This is a genomic window from Sphingomonas sp. BL-S-28, from assembly GCF_055521515.1.
Genome location: NZ_CM145484.1, coordinates 2,363,248 through 2,382,436, shown reverse-complemented (window position 1 = coordinate 2,382,436; position 19,189 = coordinate 2,363,248). Strand labels below are relative to the sequence as shown.

At 64.7% G+C, this 19,189-nt stretch carries 15 protein-coding genes; 7 read left to right on the top strand and 8 right to left on the bottom strand.

Going from position 1 to position 19,189, the window contains the following annotated elements:
* Positions 1–41 precede the first annotated feature (41 nt).
* The 4 genes from ACZ1JC_RS19985 to ACZ1JC_RS19970 are packed head-to-tail and all read right to left on the bottom strand — an operon-like array spanning position 42 to position 3,689.
* Positions 42–998 (bottom strand): efflux RND transporter periplasmic adaptor subunit, encoded by a 957-nt coding sequence (locus tag ACZ1JC_RS19985; RefSeq protein ID WP_465135221.1) that lies wholly within the window; start codon positions 996–998, stop codon positions 42–44.
* Positions 995–1,210: a DUF1656 domain-containing protein gene (locus ACZ1JC_RS19980; RefSeq protein WP_465135222.1), complete on the bottom strand. Its 216-nt coding sequence runs from the start codon at positions 1,208–1,210 to the stop codon at positions 995–997. Before ACZ1JC_RS19980 ends, ACZ1JC_RS19985 begins: the two co-directional genes overlap by 4 nt.
* Positions 1,207–3,255, bottom strand: a complete 2,049-nt coding sequence (locus tag ACZ1JC_RS19975; RefSeq protein ID WP_465135223.1) for an FUSC family protein — start codon at positions 3,253–3,255, stop codon at positions 1,207–1,209. Before ACZ1JC_RS19975 ends, ACZ1JC_RS19980 begins: the two co-directional genes overlap by 4 nt.
* Positions 3,252–3,689 (bottom strand): MarR family winged helix-turn-helix transcriptional regulator, encoded by a 438-nt coding sequence (locus tag ACZ1JC_RS19970; RefSeq protein WP_465135224.1) that lies wholly within the window; start codon positions 3,687–3,689, stop codon positions 3,252–3,254. The genes ACZ1JC_RS19975 and ACZ1JC_RS19970 overlap by 4 nt, the downstream gene beginning before the upstream one ends.
* 248 nt (positions 3,690–3,937) lie before the next feature.
* Between ACZ1JC_RS19970 and ACZ1JC_RS19965 the strand changes: the two genes are divergently transcribed.
* The 4 genes from ACZ1JC_RS19965 to ACZ1JC_RS19950 all read left to right on the top strand — a co-directional run bounded on the left by ACZ1JC_RS19965 (position 3,938) and on the right by ACZ1JC_RS19950 (position 11,359).
* On the top strand, positions 3,938–5,674 hold the full coding sequence (locus ACZ1JC_RS19965; protein ID WP_465135225.1) for a gamma-glutamyltransferase family protein: 1,737 nt from the start codon (positions 3,938–3,940) through the stop codon (positions 5,672–5,674).
* A gap of 58 nt (positions 5,675–5,732) precedes the next feature.
* Entirely contained in the window at positions 5,733–7,514 is a 1,782-nt protein-coding gene (locus ACZ1JC_RS19960; protein WP_465135226.1) for a tetratricopeptide repeat-containing sulfotransferase family protein, read from the top strand.
* A gap of 124 nt (positions 7,515–7,638) precedes the next feature.
* Positions 7,639–10,044, top strand: a complete 2,406-nt coding sequence (locus ACZ1JC_RS19955; protein WP_465135227.1) for a TonB-dependent receptor — start codon at positions 7,639–7,641, stop codon at positions 10,042–10,044.
* 64 nt (positions 10,045–10,108) lie between these two features.
* Positions 10,109–11,359, top strand: a complete 1,251-nt coding sequence (locus ACZ1JC_RS19950; protein ID WP_465148382.1) for an APC family permease — start codon at positions 10,109–10,111, stop codon at positions 11,357–11,359.
* Here the strand turns inward: ACZ1JC_RS19950 and ACZ1JC_RS19945 are convergent.
* Positions 11,321–11,947, bottom strand: a complete 627-nt coding sequence (locus tag ACZ1JC_RS19945) for a TetR family transcriptional regulator C-terminal domain-containing protein (RefSeq protein ID WP_465135228.1) — start codon at positions 11,945–11,947, stop codon at positions 11,321–11,323. The genes ACZ1JC_RS19950 and ACZ1JC_RS19945 overlap by 39 nt on opposite strands.
* 36 nt (positions 11,948–11,983) lie before the next feature.
* Between ACZ1JC_RS19945 and ACZ1JC_RS19940 the strand changes: the two genes are divergently transcribed.
* From ACZ1JC_RS19940 to ACZ1JC_RS19930, 3 genes are all read left to right on the top strand, one after another.
* Complete coding sequence (locus ACZ1JC_RS19940; RefSeq protein ID WP_465135229.1) at positions 11,984–13,150, top strand: aromatic ring-hydroxylating oxygenase subunit alpha; 1,167 nt, start codon at positions 11,984–11,986, stop codon at positions 13,148–13,150.
* Entirely contained in the window at positions 13,147–14,751 is a 1,605-nt protein-coding gene (locus ACZ1JC_RS19935) for a phytoene desaturase family protein (RefSeq protein WP_465135230.1), read from the top strand. Before ACZ1JC_RS19940 ends, ACZ1JC_RS19935 begins: the two co-directional genes overlap by 4 nt.
* A 109-nt stretch (positions 14,752–14,860) precedes the next feature.
* Positions 14,861–15,943: an acyltransferase family protein gene (locus ACZ1JC_RS19930; RefSeq protein ID WP_465135231.1), complete on the top strand. Its 1,083-nt coding sequence runs from the start codon at positions 14,861–14,863 to the stop codon at positions 15,941–15,943.
* Positions 15,944–15,958: 15 nt separating this feature from the next.
* Here the strand turns inward: ACZ1JC_RS19930 and ACZ1JC_RS19925 are convergent, their stop codons facing one another.
* The 3 genes from ACZ1JC_RS19925 to ACZ1JC_RS19915 are packed head-to-tail and all read right to left on the bottom strand — an operon-like array spanning position 15,959 to position 19,066.
* On the bottom strand, positions 15,959–16,351 hold the full coding sequence (locus ACZ1JC_RS19925) for a hypothetical protein (RefSeq protein WP_465135232.1): 393 nt from the start codon (positions 16,349–16,351) through the stop codon (positions 15,959–15,961).
* A 19-nt stretch (positions 16,352–16,370) separates the two neighbouring features.
* Positions 16,371–17,618: a Xaa-Pro dipeptidase gene (locus tag ACZ1JC_RS19920; protein WP_465135233.1), complete on the bottom strand. Its 1,248-nt coding sequence runs from the start codon at positions 17,616–17,618 to the stop codon at positions 16,371–16,373.
* Between the two features lie 41 nt (positions 17,619–17,659).
* Complete coding sequence (locus ACZ1JC_RS19915; RefSeq protein ID WP_465135234.1) at positions 17,660–19,066, bottom strand: M20/M25/M40 family metallo-hydrolase; 1,407 nt, start codon at positions 19,064–19,066, stop codon at positions 17,660–17,662.
* Between the last annotated feature and the right edge of the window lie 123 nt (positions 19,067–19,189).

Sequence of the window (19,189 nt, the reverse complement as noted above, 5' to 3'; positions counted from 1 at the left end):
CGCGCCGAGCGAGCCGGCACCAAGAAGACGAACGGATCGGATCACTGCGCAGGCTCCGCCGATGCATTCGCCGTTGTCGCCGGTGCCGGTGCAGGCGTTGCGGCGGCGGGGCCGCGGCGCCTGGGGGGCTGATCGTGTTCCTCGATCGTCACCGTAGCGGTGCGGCCGGCGATCAGGCGGACATCCTTGGGCACATCGGTCAGGCGCACGCGCACCGGAATGCGCTGGGCCAGACGGACCCAGGTGAAGGTGGGATCGACGCTGGGCAGCAGGTTGCGGGAATCGCTGCGGGTGGTGTCGTTGATGCCGGCCGCGATGCTTTCCACGACGCCCTTGAGCGGACGGGATTCGCCCATCAGCACCACCGTGACTTTCGCACCGACATGGATGTGCGGCAGCTTGGTTTCCTCGAAATAGCCTTCCACGCGAACGGAATCGCGGTCGATCAGCGCCATCGCCTGACTGCCGGGCGCCACAAAGTCGCCGGGGTGCAGGTCAAGATTGGTGACCGTGCCGTTGACCGAGGCCCGCACATTGGTGCGCTCAAGGTCCAGCTTGGCCTTGTCCAGCGCGCTCAGGGCCTGATCCACTGCCGCGCGGGCGGTGGCGACGGCGGCCACGTTCTGCTCGTGACTTTCGGTGGCGACAAGGTCGCCCAGCGCAAGGTCGCGCTTGGCTTCGCGCTGGGCCTGCCCCAGCTTCGCCTGCGCGCTGGCCACGGCGGCCTGCGCCGCCTGCATCGCCAGCGTGTAGCGCGGACGGTCGATCACGAAGAGCAGGTCGCCCGCCTTCACTTCCTGATTGTCCCGCACTTCCACCGAAGTGACGAGGCCGCCGATATCCGGGGTGACGCGCACGACATCGGCGCGCACCCGGCCGTCGCGGGTCCAGGGCCGGTTCTCGTAATGGTTCCAGAGCCAGATCGCCACCAACGCGGCGATGACGACAAGTGCAAGCGTTGCGAGGCTCGGGGCTATCCGGGCAAGCAGGTTCTTCATTGGTGGAAACCGATCAGCGGAGCGGCCCAGACCAGAAGCCCGAGCACAAGGATATAGAGGCACAGGTCAACCGCCGCACGATAGGCGAAAAGGCGGTAGAAACCCACGATATTGGCAATGCGCATCAGTGCCAGCGTGATGATCGAGGCGATTACGCCCAGCACCAGCAGCGTCGGCACGAACACGCCGTCGAAGGACATTTCCCCGTTCATGCCGCCAGCCTTTCGATCGGCGCGGCTTCGGGGAAGATGTTGCGCCGCAGGCTCACCAGCGCCAGCGCGCCGGCACGGGCAGCCTCCCGGTCGCCGTCGCGCAGGACGGCTTCCAGCGCCAGGTCGATGTCCTGCAGCAATTCGGGATCGGCCGGTGCCGGGCGGTCCGGCACGAGGCTGCGATAGTACGCGCCCACGCGGCGAAGCACGGCGGTGAGCGGCGCGCTGCGCTCGGGCGACATGTCCAGGCGCAGTTCGCGCAGTTCACCGATGGCGATGCCGGTGCGCAGATCGCGCAGGGCATCGTAGAGCGGCTTTCCGGGCGAGCGGCCGGCCATCGCAAGGCGCGGGGCAAGTTGGGCGATACGGTCGAGCATACGGTTGATCCAGGCGCGCACGTCGGGCGGGGCCATGAGGTTGGAGCGTTCGGCAATATCCACCCAGCCCGCGCGCAGAGTGCGCCGGATCGCGCTTTCGGCCCCGGTCGAGCTGAGCAGGCGGATCATGACGATGGCGTAGAGAATGCCGGTAAGCTGGGCGAGCGAGCCGTTCATGTAGCTGGCAAAGCCGCCGATGTACTGGTCCGCCACCAGGACCGGCGAGCCCAGCCCCAGCAGCAGCGGCACGGCGATGCCGCCATAGCGGGGCGATTGCATCAGCATCCCCAACATCAGCAGCATCGGCGCCATGGCCGCCGCGAACTGCACATACCCGTCAAGGCGGGGGAGCAGGACGAAGCCATAGAGCAGGCCCAGCAACGTCGCGATGAAAGTGCCCACGAAGAACGAGCGCAGCGGTGCCAGCGGATCGGGCGCAGCCGCGAACAGAGCGGTGAACACGCCGGCCAGCATGATCGCCGTGCCGCCATCATGCCAACCGCTGAATATCCAGAGCACGCAGCCGAAAACGATAGTGATGAAAGCGCTGAGCGCGCCGCGAACGGCGCCGCCATAGTCGCGGTGAAGCTCACGCCCGCGCCGGCCTTCCACCAGCGCCGCCGCGCGCTCGGTCACCGGGCGGGTCGAGGGCGAGGCAAGCTGGTCCGCCAGATCGCGGCAATCGCGATGCGCGCCGATCAGCGTGGCGAGGCGCGAAAGCAGGCTGAGCAGGATCAGATCGTGCCACGACGCGCCCTCGCCCACTTGCGGCTCCAACGCCTTGCAGCGTGCGCGCAGGGCTTCGGCTTCTTCGCTACGTTGGGCTACGGGCATCGCGGCAAGCCGGTCGAACCAATCGCGCGTATCGGCCAGCAAAGTCGCAACTTCGGCAGGTCCGCCGCCAGCTTCATGAAGCTGAGCGATGCGATCCGCCACCGCTGCGCCCAGCGGCATGATCATCGAAAGCTGATCCTGCAGCGCGCGCACCGTGCGGATGCGCGGCGCGATCCGCGTGCTCTCGTAAGGCAGGTGGGTGGAAAGCTGGTGCAGTTCGGTCACGTCCAGCGCAAGGCGGCGACGCTCACGGTCGACCGAGGGATCGACATCGATATGCAGCGAATCCTTCGACCAGCGCTCAGCATCCGCAAGGATCGTCGAAACGCGCTGGAGCAGGAAGGCCGAAACGGACTGCGGAAAGACCAGCGCGTGCACGAAGCTGCTGCACAGGATGCCGATCGTGATCTCCTGCACGCGCAGCGCGGCGGTGGTGAAGATCAGTTGCGGGGTATCGACGCTGGGCAGCACGATCAGCACCGCCGTATAGCCCGCAAGGACAGAGGCGTAGGAACGCGGCGTGCGGTCCAGCAATGAGATGAACACGCAGATCGCCAGCCAGCTGCCGATCGCCAAAGTCAGCAGTTCGGGCGAATTGACCAGCGGGGGCACCATCAGAACCGCCGCCGCCGCGCCGACGAACGTTCCCACCACGCGGAACATCGCTTTTGACACCACGGCGCCTGCCAGCGGCTGCGCGACGATGTAGGAGGTGAGGAAAGCCCAGTACGGCCGGTCCAGCCCGATAGACAGCGCGATATAGACGGCCAGAATCGCGGCGATGTACGCCTTTACCGAAAACAGCGCTGCATCGAATCCAAAGCGCTTGGTCATGGCTTGCCGCCGCTTTCGGCCACGCGGGCAGCGATCCGATCGAGAACCGCCATCGTGGTTTCAAGGTCTTCGTCAGGAATGCCATCAAGCAGGCTTGCGCGCAATGCGTTGAGACGCGTGTCTATTCTCTCTGCCAGCGCCTCTCCCTCAGCCGTCAGCGCAAGGTGCTTGGCCCGGCGGTCGGTCTCATCGGCGATGCGTTCGATCAGGCCAGCGCCTTCCAGCAGATTGAGCGTGCGCACCAGCGAGGGTTCGGTAATGCCGACGATCCGCGCAAGCTCGCTCTGGCGCAGCGTCTTGCCCTGGCGCAGCAAGTGCACCAGCGCCCAGCCCGAGGAATTGGATATCCCGAGCGATGAAAGCGCATCGTCCGCCAGTTGTCGCCATGATCGCGATACCGGCAGCAGCCTTTCGGCCAGTGCCCGCTCGCGCAATCGTCGTTCCTGCATGGATGGGTAATTAGCAGCCTAACTAATGCCCGCAAGTCACCCGAACGGAGATATTATTGCAAGTAACGCAAGCCAATGGGCAATTGCGTTTGTTGCGATTGCGAAGTGCCGGCCTTGGGGAATCGCCGGGAAGCCGGTTGATTACCGGGTTCGGCTGACCGCAGGGCTGGTGCAACGCGGAAAGGCTCGTTAAGCCACGGGAAAATCGGTCGCTCCCAGACAGGAGAACGCGCTTGCGTCGTCCCACCGCCTTTTCCCGAATCACTGCCCTTGCCCTCGCGCTGTCCCTGACTGTTCCCTCGGTCGTTCAGGCCGAAGCGCCGGCCAATGTTGCCGCTGCGAAGGCGCGTCCCCAGCAATGGGGCCTCGCGCGCCATGCAATGGTCGCCGCCGCCAATCCGCTGGCGGTGGAGGCCGGGGTAGAGGTGCTGCGCAAGGGTGGATCGGCCGTCGATGCGGCGGTGGCGATCCAGGCGGTGCTGGGTTTGGTGGAGCCGCAAAGCTCCGGCCTCGGCGGCGGCGGCTTCATGATCTATTACGACGCGAAGACGCAGAAGGTCACCGCCTACGACGGGCGCGAGATGGCGCCTTCCGGTGCGACCAACCGGCTTTTCGTGGATGACAGCGGCAAGCCCCTGCCCTTCTTCGATGCGGTGCTGGGCGGCATATCGACCGGCGTCCCCGGTGCCATCGCCATGCTGGACATGGCCCACCGCGATCACGGCAAGCTGGAATGGTCCGGCCTGTTCGACAAGGCGCATGCCTTGGCGCAGGAGGGCTTCATCGTCAGCCCGCGCCTTGCCGGCATGATCAAATCCCGCGCGCCGCAGGCCTCTTCGCCCGACGCGGTGCGCTATTTCACCAAGGCGGACGGCACGCGCTATGTTGCGGGCGACCGGCTGCGCAATCCGGCCTATGCCGGAACCTTGGAACGGATCGCCAAGTTCGGCGCATCCGGGCTGCTCACCGGCCCGGTGGCGCAGGATATCATTGCCCGCCTGCATGAAGGACCGCGCCCCAGCACGATGACGCTGGCGGACCTTGCCGCCTATCAGCCTCGTTCGGGCCCGGCGCTGTGCAATCCCTATCGCACCTACGTGGTCTGCACGCCGGAGGCGCCTTCCGGTGGCCCCGGCCTGCAGATCGCGCTCGGCGTGCTCGCGCATACGGACATTAACAAGCGCTCCGCCTCCGACGAGAAGGCATGGTTCCAATTCGCGCAGGCCAGCCGCCTCGCCTATGCCGACCGCGATCGTTACGTCGGCGATCCTGCTTTCGTGAAAGTGCCGGAAGCCGGGCTGCTCGATCCCGAATACCTTGCCACCCGCGCCGCGCTGATCGGGGAGAAAGCCGGGCCGGTCACGTTCGGCATGCCGAAGGGCGCGCCCGTCAATGGCTCGGACGCCACGGCGGAGCCGGGCGGCACCAGCCACTTCGTCATCATCGATACGCAGGGCAATGTCGTCTCGATGACGACCACGGTGGAAAGCATCTTCGGTTCGGGCCGCATGGTGGACGGGTTCTTCCTCAACAACCAGCTGACCGACTTCTCGTTCTCTCCCAACGATGCCGATGGGGCGCCTGCGGCCAATGCTCCCGCTGCCGGCAAGCGCCCGCGTTCGAGCATGGGGCCGGCGATCGTGCTGACGCCGCAGGGCAAGTTCGTGGCGGCGGCCGGTTCGCCCGGCGGTTCGGCGATCCAGGCCTATAACCTGAAGGTGCTGGTGGCGCTGCTCGACTGGAAGATGAGCCCGCAAGATGCGGTTTCCCTCCCCAACCTCGTAGCCAAGGGCGACGGCTACAGCGCGGACATGTTCCCCGATCCGATCATGGCGGGCCTTGCAGCACGCGGCATGGTGCTTTCGACCAGCCGGGGCGAGGAATCGGGGCTTCAGGCGGTGATCGCGACGCCCAAGGGTTATCTGGGCGGCGCCGATCCACGCCGTGAAGGCGTTGCCCGCGGTTTCTGAGACGCGTTCCGATGGAGCGGCTTGAGCGGATCGGATCGGCCCCGCATAGTCGGCGCCGATGAATCAGACCGCATCTGCCGTTCCGCTCGGCCAACTCGTCGCCACCGATCCCGCCCGCGCCGTGCCCTTGCTGCGCGAGGCGCTGGTGCGCAAAGGCGAAGACCCGCGTGTACTGCGACTGCTGGGTCAGGCCCTGCGCAAGCTGGGCAACGATGGCGAGGCGGAACTGGCAGAGAACGCGGCGATCCGTGCTTCGGTGCGCGATCCCGAACTGCTGGCCATTGCGCAGGCCCTGCTGGCGAACGACCTGCCTACTGCGGAAACGGGCTTGCGGCAGCGCCTGTCCACACAACCGCGCGACGTTGCCGCGATCCGGATGATGGCGGAACTCGCCGGGCGCATCGGCCGCTATCGCGATGCGGAGGCCTTGCTGCAGCGCGCGCTCGAACTCGCGCCCGGCTTTGCTGCAGCGCGCGCCAATCTGGCGACGGTGCTATACAAGCAGAACCGCTTCGCCGACGCCGTTGCAACGCTCGACACCGTGCTGGCCGCCGATGCCGCGAATGCCGGCGACCTCAATCTTCGTGCTGCCGCGCTGGGCCGGATCGGCGAGTACGAGGAATCGCGCCGGATCTATCGTGAATTGCTGGACAGCTTTCCGGAGCACGCGAAGCTCTGGATGAGTTACGGCCATATCCTGAAAACCCTTGGCGAACAGGCCGAGGCAGTCACTGCCTATCGCCGCTGCATCGCCGTCGAGCCGGGATTGGGGGAGGCATGGTGGAGCCTTGCCAACCTGAAGACGGTGCGCTTCGACGATGCCGATGTTGCCGCGATGCAGGCCGGGCTGGCGAACGAAAGCCAGCTTGCGCAGGAAGATCGCCTGCACCTTCATTTCGCACTCGCGAAGGCGCTGGAAGAACGCGGCGAGGCCGAAGCGGCATTCACGCACTATGCCCAAGGCAATGCGCTGCGCAGCACGGAATTGCAGCACGATCCCGATGCGGTGACCGCGCAAGTCGATGCCGTGATCGAGACGTTCACGCCTGCCTTCCTGTCCGCCCATGTCGGCGGCGGCGAACCATCGGCCGACCCGATCTTCGTCCTGGGCATGCCGCGTGCGGGCTCCACCTTGATAGAGCAGATCCTTGCCAGCCACTCGCAAGTCGAAGGCACGATGGAACTGCCGGACATTCCTGCGCTGGCGATGCGAGAGGCGCAGGTGACCGGTGGCCTTCCCCGCGATTGGCCCGCAGCGCTGGCGGCGATGTCTCCGGAACGGCGCGGCGAACTAGGTGCCGAATTCCTTGAACGCACGCGGGTCCAGCGCAAGACGGACAAGCCCTTCTACATCGACAAGCTGCCCAACAACTGGGCCTATCTCGGCTTCATCGCGCTGGTCCTGCCGAATGCGAAGATCATCGACGCGCGGCGCGATCCGCTCGATTGCTGCGTGTCCAACTACCGGCAGAACTACGCCAAGGGTCAGGCTTTTTCCTATGACCTGACGCACATGGGCCGTTATTACGCCGACTATGTTCGCGCCATGCGCCACTATGACGCCGTGATGCCCGGCCGCATCCACCGCGTGATCCACGAGCGTCTGCTGGACGATCCCGAATCCGAAGTGCGCGCCCTGCTCGATCACCTGAGCCTGCCGTTCGAACAGGCTTGTCTGGAATTCCACACGAACACCCGCGCCGTGCGTACTGCGTCCAGTGAGCAGGTGCGCCGTCCGATCAACCGGGACGGAGTGGGGCAATGGCGGATTTTCGCGGATCGGATCGCCCCTCTTCGCGCAGCATTGGGTGATTTGCCTGAGACTTACGCCGAATTCTGAACGGCTGTTCATGTGGCAGAAATGTCATAGTTGCACTGCAACATGAACGTCATCCGAAAGCCCTATTGCCGCCCACCAAAAATTATGGAGACCTACCGAGACACGACATAATGGGGGTCTTCGGGTGGTCGCTTCCGGTATATCCTTTCGTCGCGGCATCGTCGCGATACTGCTTGGCTCGTCGGCAATCGTTGCCGTGCAACCGGCACTGGCGCAGGACGCCAAGCCTGCAACAGCCGCTCCCGCCGATAGCGGCGTCATCTACGTCACCGCGCAAAAGCGCGTCGAGAACCTGCAGGACGTACCAATCGCGATCACCGCGCTCGGCACGGAGAAGCTGAAAGACCTTCAGGTCAAGGAACTGCAGGACGTTGTGAAGTTCCTGCCCTCGGTAACGATCCAGACCGTGCAGCCGGGCTTCAGCCAGGTCTATTTCCGCGGCGTCGCTTCGGGCGAGAATGCCAACCACTCCGGCCCGCTGCCCACCGTCGGCACCTATCTCGACGAAATGCCGATCACGACCATTCAGGGCGCGCTCGACATTCATGCCTATGACATCGCCCGCGTAGAGGCGCTGGCCGGACCGCAGGGCACGCTCTACGGCGCCAGTTCGATGGCCGGCACGATCAAGATCGTCACCAATGCGCCAGATACTACGGGCACTTATGGCGCGGTCGACGCCGAACTGAACAGCGTCTCGCACGGCGATATCGGCGGCGTGATGCAGGGCTTCATCAACTACCGGTTTTCGGACTCCATCGCCGCCCGCCTCGTCGGCTGGTATCGGCATGACGGCGGCTATATCGACAATGTCCACGGCAGCCGCACGTTCGCGGTTTCCGGCATCACGCAGGACAATGCCGATCTGGTCGAGGACAACTACAACGACGTAGACACTTACGGTGGCCGTCTTGCCCTCGGCATCGATCTGGATGGCAACTGGACGGTGAAGCCCACGATCATGGGGCAGGTCCAGAAGACCAACGGCAGCTTTGCGCAGGAACGCTCCACCGCCGTTTCGGGCAAGCTGCAGACCGTTCAGTACAACCCGGAAAAGAGCAAGGATGAATGGTATCAGGCCGCGCTCACCATCGAGGGCAAGATCGGCAACTGGGACCTTACCGCCACCGGCGGCATCCTGAACCGCAAGGATTGGACCCAGTCCGACTATTCGGACTATTCGTACTTCTATGACGCGCTGTTCGGATCGGGCGCCTATCTCACCGACAATGCCGGCGACCTGATCAGCCCGAACCAGTACATCAAGGGCAAGGACACCTATCACCGCCAATTCGGCGAAGTGCGCATCAGTTCGCCGCAGGACAATCCGCTGCGCTTCATCGGCGGCCTGTTCTACCAACGCCAGCAGCATCATATCGAGCAGAATTACATCATCGACGGTCTGGCCGATGATCTGAAGGTTCCCGGCACCACCAGCGATATCTGGCTGACCCAGCAAAAGCGCGTGGACCGCGACTATGCCGCCTTCGGCGAACTGACTTACGACATCACCGACAAGCTGACCGCCACCGGCGGCGTGCGCCTCTATCACTACAAGAACTCGCTGGTCGGTTTCTACGGCTACAGCGCCGGCTATTCGAGCAAGACCGGTGTTGCCGCCTGCTTTGCGGACGCCGTGGTCAGCGGATCGCCCTGCACCAATCTGGACAAGTCGACGTCCAAGACCGACGCGATCTACAAGGCGAACCTCACGTACAAAATCACGCCCGATGCGCTGGTCTACGCCACCTGGTCGCGCGGTTTCCGGCCCGGCGGCATCAACCGTCGCGGCACCCTGCCGCCCTACAAGCCGGACCAGTTGGACAACTACGAAATCGGCTGGAAAACCATGTGGGGCCCGGTCCGCTTCAACGGCGCGGTCTATCAGCAGATGTGGGACGACATTCAGCTCTCGTTCCTGGGCGCCAATGGCCTGACCGAGATCCGCAACGCCGGCAAGGCGCGCATTCGCGGCGTGGAATTCGATCTTGGCTACAACAAGAACGGTCTCTCTCTGGACCTTTCAGGCAGCTACAACGATGCGACGATCCGCAAGGACTTCTGTCTGATCGCCAACAGCGCCTTCGACTGTACGCTGCCGGGCACCGATGGGACTGAAAACGCCTTGCTTGCCCCGTCCGGCACGCATTTGCCGATCACGGCCAAGTTCAAAGGGAATGCCGTCGCCCGCTACGAATTCCCGGTCGGGGACTGGAGCGGCCACGTGCAATTCGCCGCAAACTACATCGGCAAGCGCCGCAGCGATCTGCGCACGCTGGAAAACCAGATCAAGGGCAATCTCGGCGCCTATACCACGGCCGACGTCAGCATCGGCGTGAAGCGGGACGGCTACCGTGTCGAACTCTACGCCACCAACCTGTTCAACAGCAACGGCGTGGTCAACACCAGCGTCCAGTGTCTGGAGACGACCTGCGGCGATCCCGATGGCGTCAGCAGCACGGGCGGGGTGTTCTATGACTATGTCATCCGCCCTCGCGTGATCGGCCTCAAGTTCGGGGCGGATTTCTGATAGCTAAGCAGGCGTGACGGAAGCGACTCCGAAAACCGCAGGCCCGGGCGCAAGCCTGGGCCTAGTGGCTGCCACCGCTCTGGTCATGGGCAACATGATCGGATCGGGCGTTTTCCTGCTGCCCGCCAGCCTCGCGCCGTTCGGCTGGAACGGCGTAGTCGGCTGGGTGGTGACGATCAGCGGAGCGCTGATCCTGGCCTACGTGCTGAGCCGGCTGACCAAGGCCTGTCCGCAGGCCGGTGGCCCGGCCGGCTTCGTCACCGATGCCTTCGGCCATACCGCCGGCTTCTTCATCAGCTGGATCTACCTCGTGTCGATCTGGACTTCGGTTGTGGCCATCGCGGTGGCTGCCGTAAGTTACCTCTCCGATATCTTCCCCGCGCTTGGGATGGGTGAGCACATACCCGCCCTCGCCGCGATGGCGCTGCTCTGGCTGATGGCGCTGATCAACTTGCGTGGCACCCGTGCTGCGGGCGGATTTCAGGTGGTGACGCTGGGGCTGAAAGTCATTCCGCTGATCGTCGTCATCGTGATCGCCGTAACCGTGCTGAACGACGGCCGCGCGCAGATCGCGCCGCCGGCGCCGGGCAGCATCAGCTTCGGCGCGGTCAACGGCGCAGCCAGCCTAACGCTCTGGGCCCTGCTCGGCTTCGAAAGCGCCAGCGTGGCGGCCGCGCGCGTGCGCAATCCGGAAGTGAACATCGCCCGCGCCACGCTTTGGGGCACCGGGCTTACCGGCATTCTCTACCTGATGGTCTGTTCGGCCATCGCGTTGCTGCTGCCCGTCGATCTGGCATCGCATTCGAATGCGCCTTTCGCGACGTTCGTCAGCTATTTCTGGCGCTCCGACGCGGCCACGCTGATCGCGATCTTCGCCGTGATCAGCTGCGTGGGCGCACTCAACGGCTGGACCTTGCTGGAAGCGGAAATGGTGCGCGACATGGCGCATCGCCGGCTGCTGCCCGCATGGTTCGCGGAGACCGATGCACGCGGTGTAGCCCGCCGCGCGCTGCTGATCTCCACGGTGATCGCCAGCCTCTTCGCGGCGATGAACGCCAGCCGTTCGATACAGAAGCTGTTCGAATATCTGCTGCTGCTCTCCACTTCGGCGACGCTGTGGCTCTACCTCGCCTGTGCCTTGTCGGCGTTCAGGCTCGGCATCGCGCGTCCCGCCGCCATTCTTGGCGCCGCCTATGCGCTCTGGACGCTGTGGGGGGCAGGCATCGGGGCGAGCGGGCTCAGCTTCGTGTTGATGGCGCTGGGCCTGCCGATCTGGCTACTGGTTCGCCGCAAGGCCGCCGAGCAGCGCGTCTAGCCAAGTTTCGACCAGCCCTTCCGCCTCCTCGGGCGTGAACGGCGCCTTGCCAAGGCTGAGTTCCAGCCAGAGCCCGTCGATCAGTGCCGTCAACGCCACGCCGACCAGCCGCGTATCGGCCATGTCCGGACGGCAGTCGCGGATCAGCGCATCCATGCCGCTGCGGAATTCGCCGTAGATATCCTCATGCAGCCGACCGATAGCGGGATCCTGCGGCGTCATTGCCCAGAACGCGAGCCAGGTGGCCAGTAGTTCCGGATCGGCAATCGGCGGACGGAAACTGGCGGCGAGATAAGCCAGCAGCCGAGCACGCGGATTGTCGTCCGCCGCCTCCACCGCTTCCTCCAGCGCCCGCGCCACCCGGTGTCCGGTCCAGCGATAGGCCTCGGCAATCGCATCGGACACGCCGCCGAAGTAGTGCCGCAGCAATCCCGGCGAAACGCCCGCCATCGCGCAGATCGTCCGCACCGAAGTGCCACCGACGCCATGCGTCGCAAGGCACCGCGCCGTCGCCTCGATCAGGCTCTGGCGCCGCTCGTCGGGATCACCCCGAGTATAGGCGGGCGTGGAGGATTGCTTGGTCGTCATGGCCTTGTTATACGATCGTACAACAAGGAGTCGCCCATGGCAACGCAGCTCAAGGATTTCGCGGAAAACGATCCGCTCGATGGCTGGAGCCTGCCGGCCTGGACTTATTCCGATCCCGAATTCCTGGCGGTGGAGAAGGAACGCGTCTTCGCCCCAAGCTGGCAGGTCGTGTGCCATGAGAGCGACGTGCCGAACGTGGGTGACTGGCACACGCTGGAATACATCGGCGAAAGCGTGATCGTCGTGCGCGGCAACGACCGGCAGCTGCGCGCCTTCACCAATGTCTGCCGCCACCGCGGATCGCGCGTGGTCGATGGCGCCAGCGGCTGCGCGAAGAAGCTGGTTTGCCCTTATCACGCCTGGGTCTACGATCTCGACGGCCGTCTTACCGGCGTTCCGGACAGCCAGAGCTATCCCGATTTCGACAAGGCCAGCCACGGCCTATCCCCGGTGGACATCGAAATCTGGCGCGGCTTCATCTTCGTCCGCCTCGTCGATGACGGCGGCCCCTCGATCGCGCAGATGATGGCCCCTTACGAGGAGATGGTCGCCCCCTATCGGTTCGAGGATCTGAAAGCGCTCGGCCGCGTCACCATGCGTCCGCGCGAGGTGAACTGGAAGAACGTGGGCGACAACTATTCGGACGGGCTTCACATTCCCGTCGCCCATCCCGGCCTTACCCGCCTGTTCGGCCGCAGCTACGGCGTGGAAGCGGAGCGCCATGTCGACCGGATGTGGGGCGATCTGATGGACGCGCCCTCCTCCAACTGGTCGGAGCGGATGTACCAGCGCCTGCTGCCGCCGGTGCCACACCTGCCCGAGAACCGGCAGCGCCACTGGCTCTATTTCAAGCTCTGGCCCGGCGTCGCCTTCGACATCTATCCGGATCAGGTCGATTTCATGCAATGGCTGCCCACCGGCCCGGAAACCTGCATGATCCGCGAGATCAGCTACGTCTTCGACGATGACCGCCGCGAGATGCGCGCCGCGCGCTATCTCAACTGGCGCATCAACCGGCAGGTCAATGCCGAGGATACCCAGCTCATCACCCGCGTGCAGGCGGGCATGGCCTCGCGCACATTCTCGGTCGGACCGCTGTCCGACAAGGAAGTGTGCCTCCGCCACTTCTGCAAGCGCATCCGTGAACTGATCCCAGAGGCCCGCCAAAGCGAGCGGCCCGCATCCGGCTGGAGCCAAAAATGACCCAGAAATACGATGCTGTAATTATCGGCGGTGGCCACAACGGCCTCGTCTGCGCGTTCTACCTCGCCCGCGCGGGGCTGAGGGTGCGCATTCTGGAACGCCGCGACGTGGTCGGCGGCGCAGCGGTGACCGAGGAATTCCATCCCGGCTTCCGCAACTCGGTGGCCAGCTACACCGTCAGCCTGCTCCAGCCCAAGGTCATCGCCGACATGCGGCTGGCCGACTATGGCTATCGCGTGATCGAACGCCCGATCTCCAACCTGCTGCCGCAGGAAGACGGCGGCTATCTCAAGCTGGGCGGCGGGCTGGAACGTACGCAGGCGGAGTTCCGCCGGTTCTCCAAGCACGATGCCCATGTGCTGCCGGCCTATTACGATTCGCTGGAAGTCGTGGCCGAAGTACTGCGCGATCTGGCGCTGAAGTCGCCGCCAAATGCCGGCGATGGCTGGCGCGGACTGATCGACGCGGCGCTTCAGGGCCGCAAGCTGGCGGGCCTTTCCATCAAGTTGCAGCGCGATGTGCTGGATCTCTTCACCAAGTCCGCACGCGGGCTGCTGGATGGCTGGTTCGAGAGCGAGGCAGTGAAGGCCGCCTTCGGCTTCGACGCGGTGGTCGGCAACTACGCCTCGCCCGATACGCCGGGCAGTGCCTACGTGCTGCTGCACCATGTCTTCGGCGAAGTGAACGGCAAGAAGGGCGCCTGGGGCCACTCGGTCGGCGGCATGGGCAACATCACCCGCATCATGGGCGAAGTCTGCCGCAAGCTGGGCGTGGAGATCAGCCTGGAAAGCCCGGTGGATCAGGTCCTCGTCGATGGCGACAAGGTTGCCGGCGTCCGGCTTGAAAGCGGTGAGGAGATTGCCGCAACCCGCGTGATCGCCAATGTCGGGCCCAAGCTGCTCTATGGCAAGATGATCGCGCAAAGCGACCTAAAGCCCGATTTCCAGCGCCGCATGAAAAGCTTCAAGGCGGGCAGCGGCACGTTCCGCATGAACGTGGCGCTTTCCGAACTGCCGAAGTTCACTTGCCTGCCGGAGCCGGGGGAGCATCACCAATCCGGCATCATCATCGCGCCGACGCTCGACTACATGGACCGCGCCTTCCTGGACGCGAAGACCTATGGCTGGTCGAAGAAGCCGATCGTGGAGATGCTGATCCCCTCAACCGTGGACGACAGCCTCGCGCCCGAGGGCCAGCATGTCGCCAGCCTGTTCTGCCAGCAATTCGCGCCGGAGCTTCCCGATGGCCGCGACTGGGATGCCGAGGAAGACAAGGCGGCGGACACCATCATCGATACGGTGGAGGAATATGCACCGGGCTTCCGCGCCTCCATCCTCGGCCGGCAGGTGCTCAGCCCGAAGGGGCTGGAGCGCAAGTTCGGCCTGGTGAACGGGGACATCATGCATGGCAATCTGACGCTCGATCAGATGTGGTCGGCGCGGCCGGTATTGGGCCACGGCGCCTATCGCGGGCCGATCAAGGGGCTCTACATGTGCGGTTCGGGCGCTCACCCCGGCGGCGGTGTGACCGGTGCGCCCGGCCACAACTGCGCGCATGAAGTGATCGCGGACAAGGGCCGTTTCGGCCGCTTCCGGACCTGAAATCGGGCAATTCGTCCGTTCGAGGGGGCAGTCCACCGCTTCCACGATTGGGGTTTAGGGCAAACGACATCAGGTAGGCCGCAAGGTCGCCAACTAACCGGATTGTCGTTTGCCCCAATCATTCATTGCCGATGCGCCGCGCAAATCCGCCGCGATTTCGATCGCACGGGTTATCTGCATCCTCGGCGTCGTCTACGTCCATGCGTGGACCGGCCTGACCGGTTACGACCTGCAACTGGCCAAGGGTTCGCCGCAGGAAGATTTGCGCTGGGTGTTGATGGACGTGTTCGGACGCAGCGCGGTTCCGCTGCTGGGCCTGATATCGGGCTGGCTGGTCGCTTCGTCCAACCGCACGCGGGACTGGCCCACGCATGTGGCGCGCAAGGCGCGGACGATCCTGCTGCCGATGGTGCTCTGGAACGCGCTGGCGCTGGTGCTGGTATCGGGTACGGCATGGTTGCTGAACCTGCCGGCGCCGACGCCGCATTCGCTGGACTGGATTTTCGAGGAAGTCTTCGTGGCCAGCCGCAATCCGGACATCAATGTGCAGATGCCGTTCCTGCGCGACCTTTTCGTCTGCATGATCGCCGCACCGCTGCTGGTAAGGTTGGCCAATCCGTGGCTGGTGGCGCTCGCATCGATGGCGGCGGTCTGCCAGATCCTTGGCCTGGGCGCGCCCGTGTTCATGCGCGCGTCGATCCCGTTCTTCTTCCTGCTGGGCATCCTTGCACGGCGGGGGCATGTGGCGGACCGGATCGCCGCGTGGCCGCTGGGAACGGCGCTGTTGCCCTTCGCACTGCTCACCTGCGTCCAGCTCTACGGATCGCTGCGGCTTGACGTCGATCCTGCTACGCCGGAAGCGGCGATGCTTGATCTGTCGGTCAGGATCGCGGCGGCCGTGGCCTACTGGCGCGTGGCATGGGCGCTTTCGAACAGCCCTGCCCGTGCGTTCCTGCTGCGGATCGAGCCCTTCGCCTTCTTCCTGTTCTGCTCGCACCTGATCCTGATCTGGCTGGGCGGGCCGGTGCTGGGGGCGCTGTTCGGCAAGCTGGGGTCGCCGCTCTATCCGGTCTACCTGCTGACCCAGCCGCTGATCCTCTTGCTGACCGTGATCGTACTGGGCACTCTGCTGGTTCGGGCAGCACCGGGCCCGGCGCGAGTGCTGAGCGGAGGCCGCCTGACCGCGGCGTAAGCCTCCATCAGGCGGTCAACGCGCAATCGCCCGTAACCCACGTGCATCCTTCAGCACGACCAGGCGCATCCAGCCTTTGCGCTCCGGCACGATGGGGCAGACCCTGAAGTCGCCCCAGAGATCCCGCTCGAACCCCGGCTGAAAGCGGCGAACGGACGGCGGGAGAATGTCCAGGCTCTCGCTATCGTCCTCTCGTTTGGCCGATGTCACGCCCAGAATCCGGCGCGTGCCCTTCGGCCAGATCCGAAACGTGGGATTGCCGTTGTAGGTCGAAAGGCGACCGGAAACCCATTCGCAAGGGAACGGGGCGGATTGTGGAGTCACGACACCGGCCGAAGCCAGTGTAGGCCCCAAAAGCAGGCCCAAAAGCAGGCCTAGATGAGAGATCGCCGAAATCCGATACTGCATCCGCGATCGCCTCCCTGCCCTATTTCTCCAGCACGCCCGCCTTCATCACGTGAGAAACCTTTTCCAGCACACTCACATCACGAAGGGGATCGCCCTCCACCGCGATCATGTCGGCATATTTGCCCAGCGCGATGGAGCCCAGTTCGCTTTCGTGTCCGATCAGGGTCGCCGCATCGATAGTTGCGGCCCGGATCGCCTGCATCGGCGTCATCCCGTACTTCACCATATAAGCGAACTGTCGGGCATTAAGGCCGTGCGGATAGACGCCCGCATCGGTGCCGAAGCCCAGCTTCACACCCATCTTCACCGCTTTTTCAAAGCCGTCGCGCTGCGTCTGCGTGGTCTCGCGGTTCTTGCGCAAGTATTCGGCGGGCCAACCTTCCTTGGTGCCCTGCTGGTCGATCCAGTCGCCATCGTAGATATCCATCACCAGCCAGACGTCCGCGTCCTTGGCCATCTTCAGGCCTTCATCGTCGATCAGGCTGGCATGCTCGATCGAGTGCACGCCCGAACGGATCGCCGCCTTGATCCCTTCCGCGCCGTGGGCATGGGCCGTGGCGTAGGAGTGATGCTCCTTGGCGACCGCCACCACCGCGCGCATTTCGTCCTCGGTCAGTTCCACCTGCCCCGGCTCGGTACCGATGGCGAGGACCGCGCCGGTGGCGATCATCTTGATGAAATCCGCCCCGTGCTCGAACAGGAACTCGGTCTTTTCGTGCGCTTCCTGCGGATTGCGGATCACGCCGTAGCGCATGTCCGAAGGGAGCTGGTCGTTGGGGATCACGCCGTTAAGCTCGCCCCCGCCGCCCGGCTTGGTGATGTAGGCGCCCGCCACGAACATGCGCGGCCCCGGCACGTCGCCCTGGGCAATCGCATCGCGCAGGGCGACATCGGTGAGGCCGCGATAGGTGCCGACATCGCGCACGGTGGTGAAGCCGGCGTCCAGCGTCACCTTGGCATTATGCGCCCCGATCAGCGCGGTAAGCTGGGGCGAAGTCCTGTAAGGCGCCGCAACATCGGCGCTCTGCCCGGCATCGGCAAGGTGGGTGTGCAGATCGATCAGCCCCGGAAGCACCGTATAGTTCGACCAGTCCACTTCCTTCGCGCCCGAAGGCGTCTTGCCGCAGGCGTCGATACGCGTGACGCGGCCGTCAGTCACCGTCACGCACTGCCCCGTGCGCGTGGTCTGGTAATCGACGTCGATCAGCCGCCCCGCGCGGACATAAAGCGTTTCCGCCGTGGCGGGCATTGCCAGAATGCCCGCCATGAACCCCGCAAGAAGCGCCCCCCGCTTCGCCCCGTTTATGCTCACTTGCTTGCCAGATCCTTGTACATCGACAGGTAGTAGGTGATGCCCGGGCGGATATTCAGCAGCGGAATACGCTCATTGAGGCCGTGGGAGAACTCGTCCGAATCCTTGATCATGGAGGCGGCAGCGCCGTAGCTGGGCACGCCGAGCGCGCGATACCACATCGAATCCGATGCGCCCGAAGCCTGCGAGGGGATGATCGCCACCGGTCCCCAGGCCGCCGTCACCGCCTTGCGCGTGGCGCCGATGAAATCCTGCCGCATCGGCGAGGCGGGGGCCATGGTGGAATCGTCGCCCGTCACATCGGTGAACTTGGCGGCGGGCATGGCTGCCACTTTCTCCAGCTTCGCCATGATCTCCTCGCGCGTGTGACCCGGGAAGATGCGGCAGTTGATGTTGGCGGTAGCCCGCTGCGGCAGGGCGTTGCGGGCATGGCCGCCCGACAGCATCGTAGGCACGCAAGTCGTGCTGACCCGGCCGACATTTGCCGGATCGGCGCGCAGCACGGCCAGCGCGGCGGGATCGTTGGGGTTTGCCGCGAAGTCACGCATCGCCTTGGCCTTCTTGGGATCGGATTCCAGCCTGGCTGCCTCCGTCCAGTAGGCGCGGGTCACGTCGTTGAGTTCGGGTTTGAACTTGTAGGCGCCGATGCGCGTCAGCACTTCGGAAAGCTGGACGATGGCATTGTCCGGACGCGGGGCTGAGCTGTGGCCGCCGGGATTGGTCACTTCGATCTGGTAGTCGATGTAAGTCTTCTCGGCGCCCTGCCATGTCCAGAAAAGCGGCTTGCCGGTCTCTTCGGACAAAGTGCCTGACGAGCCATCGACATTGAGCACCATTTCGGCGTTCTTCAGCTTTTCGGCGATCAGCTTGGAGGTTGCCATCGTGGTTTCCTCGTCGCCCGAATAGGCGATGACGAGGGTGCGCTTGGGCTTGAAGCCCTCCTTGCGCAGCTGGATCATCGATTCCATCGCCAGCACCGCTTCGAACTTGGTGTCGCTGGCGCCCCGGCCGTAGAGGTAGCCGTTCTCCACCACGGGCTTGAACGGATCGCGCTCCCAGTCGGCCGGCTTGGCTTCCACCACGTCCATGTGGGCGGAGACGACCAGCGGCTTCAGCGACGGGTCGCTGCCCTTCCACGTGGCGATCAGGTAGGCGGTGTCCTTGTAGGGGACGATCTCGATGTCGCTGGCGCTCCAGCCCGCTTCGATCAGGCGCTGCTTGAACAGCTCGGCCACTTGCGGGGTCTGGTTGCCCTCCCCTTCCACCGATCGCAGGGCGATGGCTTTCTTGGCCATGTCCAGCACGTGTGCCTCTGCGTCCGGATAGGCCTTGGGAGCGGCCTCTGCGCCCGATGCAAGCGCCATGGCGCCGAGGGAAGCCACGGTGAAAAGGATATGCCTCATGGAAATTGCCCTGCCCTGAATTGCGATTTTGCCCGAAGGTTTTGTTGCCCGGGGGCCGAGAGAATCGGCCCGGAAGTCAACACTCTGTCGCATTCGCAGGGGCGGCGCACCTGTTTTGGTGCG